Source organism: Rhodanobacter denitrificans (assembly GCF_003335105.1).
In the GTDB taxonomy this organism is placed as follows: domain Bacteria; phylum Pseudomonadota; class Gammaproteobacteria; order Xanthomonadales; family Rhodanobacteraceae; genus Rhodanobacter; species Rhodanobacter denitrificans_A.
Genome location: NZ_QFWQ01000005.1, coordinates 509825 through 516340, shown reverse-complemented (window position 1 = coordinate 516340; position 6516 = coordinate 509825). Strand labels below are relative to the sequence as shown.

5 protein-coding genes are annotated in these 6516 nt (G+C 65.0%); 1 reads left to right on the top strand and 4 read right to left on the bottom strand.

What is annotated here, in order from left to right; translation table 11 throughout:
* Window positions 1-356: hypothetical protein (locus DEO45_RS16705; RefSeq protein WP_223250839.1), on the top strand; the 356-nt coding region annotated here is incomplete at its 5' end.
* Window positions 357-392: 36 nt separating this feature from the next.
* On the opposite strand, the gene DEO45_RS09600 is transcribed toward DEO45_RS16705, so the two are convergent.
* Genes DEO45_RS09600 through DEO45_RS09585 form a run of 4 tightly spaced genes read right to left on the bottom strand, consistent with a single transcriptional unit; the run spans window position 393 to window position 6498 of the window.
* The gene (locus DEO45_RS09600; protein ID WP_027485197.1) at window positions 393-743 is read right to left on the bottom strand and encodes a copper-binding protein; all 351 of its coding nucleotides are present in this window, start codon (window positions 741-743) and stop codon (window positions 393-395) included.
* 3 nt (window positions 744-746) lie between these two features.
* Window positions 747-3923: an efflux RND transporter permease subunit gene (locus DEO45_RS09595; protein WP_027485196.1), complete on the bottom strand. Its 3177-nt coding sequence runs from the start codon at window positions 3921-3923 to the stop codon at window positions 747-749.
* Window positions 3920-5212, bottom strand: a complete 1293-nt coding sequence (locus DEO45_RS09590; RefSeq protein WP_027485195.1) for an efflux RND transporter periplasmic adaptor subunit — start codon at window positions 5210-5212, stop codon at window positions 3920-3922. Before DEO45_RS09590 ends, DEO45_RS09595 begins: the two co-directional genes overlap by 4 nt.
* 11 nt (window positions 5213-5223) lie before the next feature.
* Complete coding sequence (locus tag DEO45_RS09585) at window positions 5224-6498, bottom strand: TolC family protein (RefSeq protein WP_027485194.1); 1275 nt, start codon at window positions 6496-6498, stop codon at window positions 5224-5226.
* Window positions 6499-6516: the final 18 nt, after the last annotated feature.

The window sequence follows — 6516 nt, the reverse complement described above, 5'->3', positions numbered from 1 at the left end:
CGTGGAAACGGGGTAGAACCCTACCCCGCCACCGCGAACTGTTGGCGGGGCTGCCCTTTGTTTGGAACCACGAAGGATGTCCGCAGGACCTCCAGTCGCGCACCAACCGCTGGCAGTGGCGTGACTCGATAACAGACATCCAAACGCGGGCCATCCACATGGCCAACCCAGCCATCAGTGTAGGAATCGGTCGCGTACGCGATGCGGCCAATGGTAAGGCCCGCGAGCAGCAGCGGGAGGCTGAGACAAGCAGTAAACGATTTCATGGTCGTTCTCCAAAAATGACAACCACAACAAACACCGCCAGGCGCACGCATAACGTGCGTGGCGGTACTGCTTTCACGACCGCCGGCTGACCCTCGACAGTTGGGGCCAGCCGGCGACGTGGTCTGTCAACGTGCCGGACGGATCGCCGTCACCGTGCTACCCGTGCTGGCCTGATGGAAGGTGAATTGCACCTTATCGCCCACCTTCACGTGCGTCAGCAGCTCCGGCGAAGCCACCTTGAACGGCATCGTCATGGCCGGCCAGCCGATGGCGGCAATCGCCTCATGCTGCAGCGTGAGGGTGCCCTTGGTGGTGTCGACCGCCTTGACCACGCCCACGCCCTGCACATCGGCGGGTGTGGCTTCATGCATCCCAGCCATGCCCGGCATGTTGGGATCCATCTGCTGAGGGTTGGCAAACACCGGAGCCGTGAACAGCGCAGCGGTGATCGCGAGGGTAATGCATGGCTTTTTCATGGGTCAGTTTCCTTGTGGGTTGGAGTGAAGTGTGGCGTTTGTCTTGCTGGCTTTACGCAGCCGATAACGAACCAGCAGGCGGTACGCCGCGGGTATAACGAGCATGGATAGCAAGGGTGCCGTGACCATGCCGCCGATCATCGGGGCGGCTATGCGCTGCATCACTTCCGAGCCGGCGCCATGGCCGAGCAGGATGGGAAACAGACCGGCGAGAATGACCGCGACAGTCATTGCCTTCGGGCGCACGCGCTGCACGGCACCCTCGCGAATCGCTTCGTCCAGCGCTTCTGGGCCGGCGTGGGGATCGAGCGCAAGTTGGTGCTCCCAGGCATGGTGCAGATACAGCAGCATCACCACGCCGAATTCAGCGGCGACTCCGGCCAGCGCGATGAAGCCGATGATCGTGGCCACCGACACCGCATGACCAAGCAACCAGATCAACCACAGACCGCCGACCAGTGCCAGCGGCACGCTGGCCATGATCAGCGCCGCTTCGCTCACGCGTCGGAAAACGGCATAGATCAATAGAAAAATGATCACCAGCGCAATCGGCACCACCACCTTGAGTCTTTCCATGGCACTGGCCAGGTATTCGAACTGACCGGACCACGCCACGGTCGTACCCGGCGGCAATTTGACTTGCTGCGCCACCGCGCGTTGCAGGTTGGCCACCACCGTGCCCAAATCGCTGCCGGCCGTATCGACGTAGACATACGTGGCCAGCTGCCCGCCCTCGCTTTTCAGCATGGACGGTCCTGCTTCAACGGCAATGTCAGCGATCTGGCCAAGTGTAATCTGCGCACCGTTGGCTGCGACGATCGGCAACTGCCGCAGCGCTCCAATGGAATCGCGCTCGGCACGCGGGTAGCGCACCACGATGGGATAACGTTCGCGCCCTTCGACGGTCTGACCGATTGGATCGCCACCGACCACGGTTGCGATCAGTTGCTGCACGCGCTCCTGGGTCAACCCGTAGCGCGCGGCGACATCACGGCGGATGTGCACGTCGACGTAGCGGCCGCTGGTCGGGCGCTCGGCAATCGCTGAGCTGACACCGGGCACGGTCTTCGCCACCGTCTCGATCCGATCGGCCACAGTCTGCAGCGTAGCCAGGTCGGTACCCAGCACCTTGATGCCGATTGGGCTCTTGATGCCGGTGGAGAGCATGTCGATGCGGTTGCGGATCGGCGGCACGAACAGGTTGGTCAGCCCCGGCACGTGCACCGCCTTGTCCAGTTCCGCCTTGATCTTGTCCATCGTCATGCCGGGCCGCCACTGGTCCTTCGGCTTGAAGGTGATCGCGGTCTCGAACATTTCCAGCGGCGCCGGATCGGTGGCCGTTTCGGCGCGCCCGGCCTTGCCAAACACATGATCAACCTCGGGCACGGTCTTGATCATGCGATCGGTCAACTGCAGCAACTGCGAGGCCTTGCCGGCGGACAGCCCCGGCAGTGCAGTGGGCATGTACAGCAATGTGCCTTCGTCCATCGCGGGCATGAACTCGCTGCCGAGCTTGGTCATCGGAATGACCGCGGTGAGCAGCAGCACACCGGCCAGCACCAGGGTTGCTTTCGGATAGCGCAGCACGGCTTCGAGGAGAGGCCGATAGCCATGGATCAAACCCCGGTTGAGCGGATTGTCGCGCTCGGCACGGATGCGCCCGCGGATCAAATAACCCATCAGCACCGGCACCAGCGTCACCGCCAGCCCAGCCGCTGCCGCCATCGCGTAGGTCTTGGTGAAGGCCAGCGGCTTGAACAGCTTGCCTTCTTGCCCCTGCAGCGCGAAGACCGGCACGAACGACAGCGCGATGATCAACAGGCTGACGAACAACGCGGGCCCCACCTCGGCGGCGGCCTCGGCAATCAGCGACCACCGCTGCGCACCTTGCGGTTCACGTCCGTCGTTCGCGTCACGCCAATGTTCCAGATGTTTGTGCGCGTTCTCGATCATCACGATCGCCGCATCCACCATCGCGCCGATCGCAATGGCGATACCGCTGAGCGACATCAGGTTCGCCGTGACGCCTTGCAGATGCAGTGCAATGAAGGCGACCAACACGCCCAGCGGCAGCGTGATCACGGCCACCAGCGCCGAGCGCAGGTGCCCCAGAAACAACACGCAGACCAGCGTCACCACCAGGAATTCTTCGAACAACTTGCTCCACAGGTTCTCCACCGCGGCGTCGATCAGCTGCGAGCGGTCGTAGGTAGGCACGATCTCGACGCCGGCCGGCAGGCTGCGCTGCAGTTCCGCTAGCCGTGCTTTCACGGCGGCAATGGTGGCCTTCGCGTTCTTGCCCGTGCGCATCACGATAATGCCGCCGACCACTTCACCTTGCCCGTCCAGCTCGGCAATGCCACGGCGAAACGTCGGGCCCCGCCGCACCGTCGCCACATCGCGCAGCAGCACCGGCACACCGCCGGCGTTGGTGGTGATCGGCACGTTCTCGAAGTCCGCGCGGCTCTTCAGATAGCCTTCGCTGCGTACCATCAGTTCCGCTTCGCCCTGTTCGATCACCGAGCCACCGTTGGCGCCGTTCGCGCTGCGTACCGCATCGACCAGCTGCGCCACGGTGACGCCGCGCGCCGCCAGCGCCTGCGGATCGGGCACGATCTGCCAGGCGCGCTCCATGCCGCCCAAAGTGGCGACCTCGGCGACATTCGGCACGGTTTTGAGCTGATAGCGCAGGAACCAGTCCTGTAGCGCACGCAACTGGCCAAGATCGTGCTGACCGGTACGATCCACCAGCGCGTATTCGTAGATCCAGCCGAGTCCCGTGGCATCAGGGCCGAGGGCAGGCGTGACTCCGGCCGGCAGGCGATCCCGCGCCTGGCTCAGGTACTCCAGCACACGCGAACGTGCCCAGTACAAGTCAGTGCTGTCATCGAACAACACATCGACGTAGGAGTCGCCGAAGAACGAAAAGGCGCGCACCGTCGTCGCGCCAGGTACCGAGAGCATGGTGGTGGCCAATGGATAGGTGACCTGATCCTCGACCACCTGCGGCGATTGGCCCGGGTAACTGGTGCGGATGATCACCTGGGTGTCAGACAGGTCGGGCAGCGCGTCGACCGGCGTGCGCGTCACCGAGAACATGCCCATCAGGGCCAAGGCCAGTGCAGCCAACAGCACGAACACGCGATGCGCAATCGCCGCGCGAATCAGGGCGGCGATCATGGTCGGTCTCCCATCGGCATGCCCGGCATGGGCACGCTCGTGGCCGGCGCCGGTTTGGTGGGGGCGTCATTCAGACGCTCCAGCGCACCGGACAGGCTCGCTTCGGAATCGATCAGAAACTGGCCGGAGACCACGACTTTCTCACCACCCGCGAGGCCATCGAGAATTTCCGTATAGCCGCCGGCCGCCCGCCCGATGCGCACCGATACGGCACGAAAGTGGCCATCTCCCTCGGCGAGAATGACTCGCGTGTGGGTGCCCGTCGCGATCAGCGCGTCGTCCGGTACCACCGGTACGGCCACGTCCGGAGTCGGGTTGAGTTGCACGGTAGCGAACATGCCCGGACTCAAGGCACCGTCGGGATTGTCGAGCACGATGCGGGCGCGCTGGGTGCGCGTCACCGCATCCACGTCCGACAGCAAGGTTTCCACGGTGCCGTGGAACGACCGACCCGGCAGGGCATCGACCGTGACCCCCACCGGCGTGCCGCTGCGCACCGTGCCGGCCACCGCCTGCGGGAGTGCCGCCTCGACCCACACGGTGGACAGACCGTTCAAGGTCATCAGGGTCTGGCCTGCAGTGACGCGCTGGCCTTCACGCACATCCAGTGTCGTGACGACGCCCGCTTGCGGGGCGTGCAGTGTGATCGCCGCATCCGCGCCATGACGCGACGACTGAATATCCGCCGCTGTCAGCCCCAACACCTGCAGCCGTTGCCGCGCTGCGGAGCGCAGCTCGCGCGCGTCGGCGGACCGCGCCTGCTCCAGCGCGCGATATTCCGCCAACGCACTGTTCCATTGCGGCGCCAGCAACTGCGCCAGCGGTGCGCCGGCAGCGACCACGGTATACGGCGCGCGCACATCAAGCTTGCTGATTACCGCATCAACCCGCGCGCTGATCGTGCTGGCCTGGCGCAAGTCCCAGGTAATCGTACCGGGCACCCTGATGGCCGAAGCCAGCACCCGCCGCTCGACTAGTGCCGTGCGCACGCCGAGGTTTTGCACGGTGGTGGGATCGATTTGGATGACATCCTTGGGTCCACCATCATCGGCATACTTGGGCACCATCTGCATGCCCATCGGCGACAGGCCCGGCTTGTCGAAATGCTGCTGCGGCACCATCGTGTCGTACCAGTACAGGACTTTTCGCTCACCGGCATCCGTTGCTGATGCCGCGTTGCCAGTCGACGCCGATGCCGACGGTGCATGCCGGCGACCGCCGAGATAGCCAACCACCAGCAGTACCGCCGCGAGCAAGACGCCGGCGAAAATCATCAGGGCAGGTTTCAAGTGTGCGCGCTTCATGGCGTCGTCTCCGAATTGGGTAGCAGATAGGCCAGCGCGGCCCACAGGCGCGCATGGGTCGCCAGTGCCTCGGCGTAGGCCAGCCGCTGTTCGATTTCATCGCGACGAGCATCGAGCCATGGCTGCAGCGCACCACCACCGCGGTAGCTGGCCAGCGCCGTGCGTGCACGATCCCGTGCGAGTGGCAGCAACGTGTCCTGATAGCGCTGGACTTGTCGTCCCCAACCCTGCCAATTCACCACCGCACGCGCCACCGCTTCGCGCTGGGCGCGACGCGCATCTTCGTGATCGGCCTGCACTGCATCCCATTGCGCCTGCTTGGCGCTGATTCCCCGATCCTGCCGGTTGCGGGTGAACAGCGGCAGGCTCACACCCACCTGCAAGGTCACCATGTCCGAGAGATACGGCGCGCGCCGGCCATACTCCACCGACACGTTCCAATCCGGGTGTTTGGCAGCCCGTGCCTGGGCGAGTGCGGCCTCAGCTACCTGTTCGCGTGCTTGCCACGCCTGCATGGGTGCCTGCTGATCAATGGCTTGCTCAAGTCGAGCAGGCGCTACCGGCAGCACCTGGAAATCAGGCGTGTCGGCCACGGTGGCCGCGTCCTCACCAAGCCAACGCTGCAACCCCGTATGTGCTGCGGCGAGATCGGCGTCAACGGCCTCCAGTCGGTTGTCCAGTGTGGCCGCATCCGTGCGCGCCGCCAGCGCGTCGGTGGCGCTGCCGTCGCCACCGCGCAGCCGCGCCTGCGCAATCAGCACGGCTAATGCGCTTTCGCCGCGCAACTCGCCCAGCAGCGCACGTTTCTGTTGTGTGGCCCATACCTCGATCCACGCATCGGCAATGCGTTCGCGCACCGTTTGCGCGGCGCCGACGTAATCGGCTTCGGCTGCGTCAATCTGCGCAGCGGCCAAACCGCGCTCGGCGTCGCGCGCCGCTCGCGATGGAATCGTCTGCATCACGCCGACGGTGCGCATGGTCATACTGTCCGAGCGCAGGCTGAAAGCCCCTGGGCTGGTGACGGGGAAATTGGAAAGTCCGAGCGTCAGGGTGGGATCCGGCAACTGTCCGGCGCGCGCACCTTCCTCGCGGGCTGCCGCCGTATCGGCGGTACGCGCTTCAAGTTGCGGCGCCCGCGCCAGGCCTTGCCGAACGGCCGCCTCAAGCGTCAGCGGTGGCTCGATGGCACCGGCCGCCGTGGCCAAGGCTCCCCACAGGAGCGCGGCCAGACCCGGCACCATCAGGCGCCGGGCAAAGTGATGGGACAACATGGGTGAATACTCCGCTGG

What these genes read in the sequence shown, in the direction of transcription:
- DEO45_RS09600 (WP_027485197.1), bottom strand. Translation starts at nt 743, where the DNA reads ATGAAAAAGCCATGCATTACCCTCGCGATCACCGCTGCGCTGTTCACG.
- DEO45_RS09595 (WP_027485196.1), bottom strand. Translation starts at nt 3,923, where the DNA reads ATGATCGCCGCCCTGATTCGCGCGGCGATTGCGCATCGCGTGTTCGTG.
- DEO45_RS09585 (WP_027485194.1), bottom strand. Translation starts at nt 6,498, where the DNA reads ATGTTGTCCCATCACTTTGCCCGGCGCCTGATGGTGCCGGGTCTGGCC.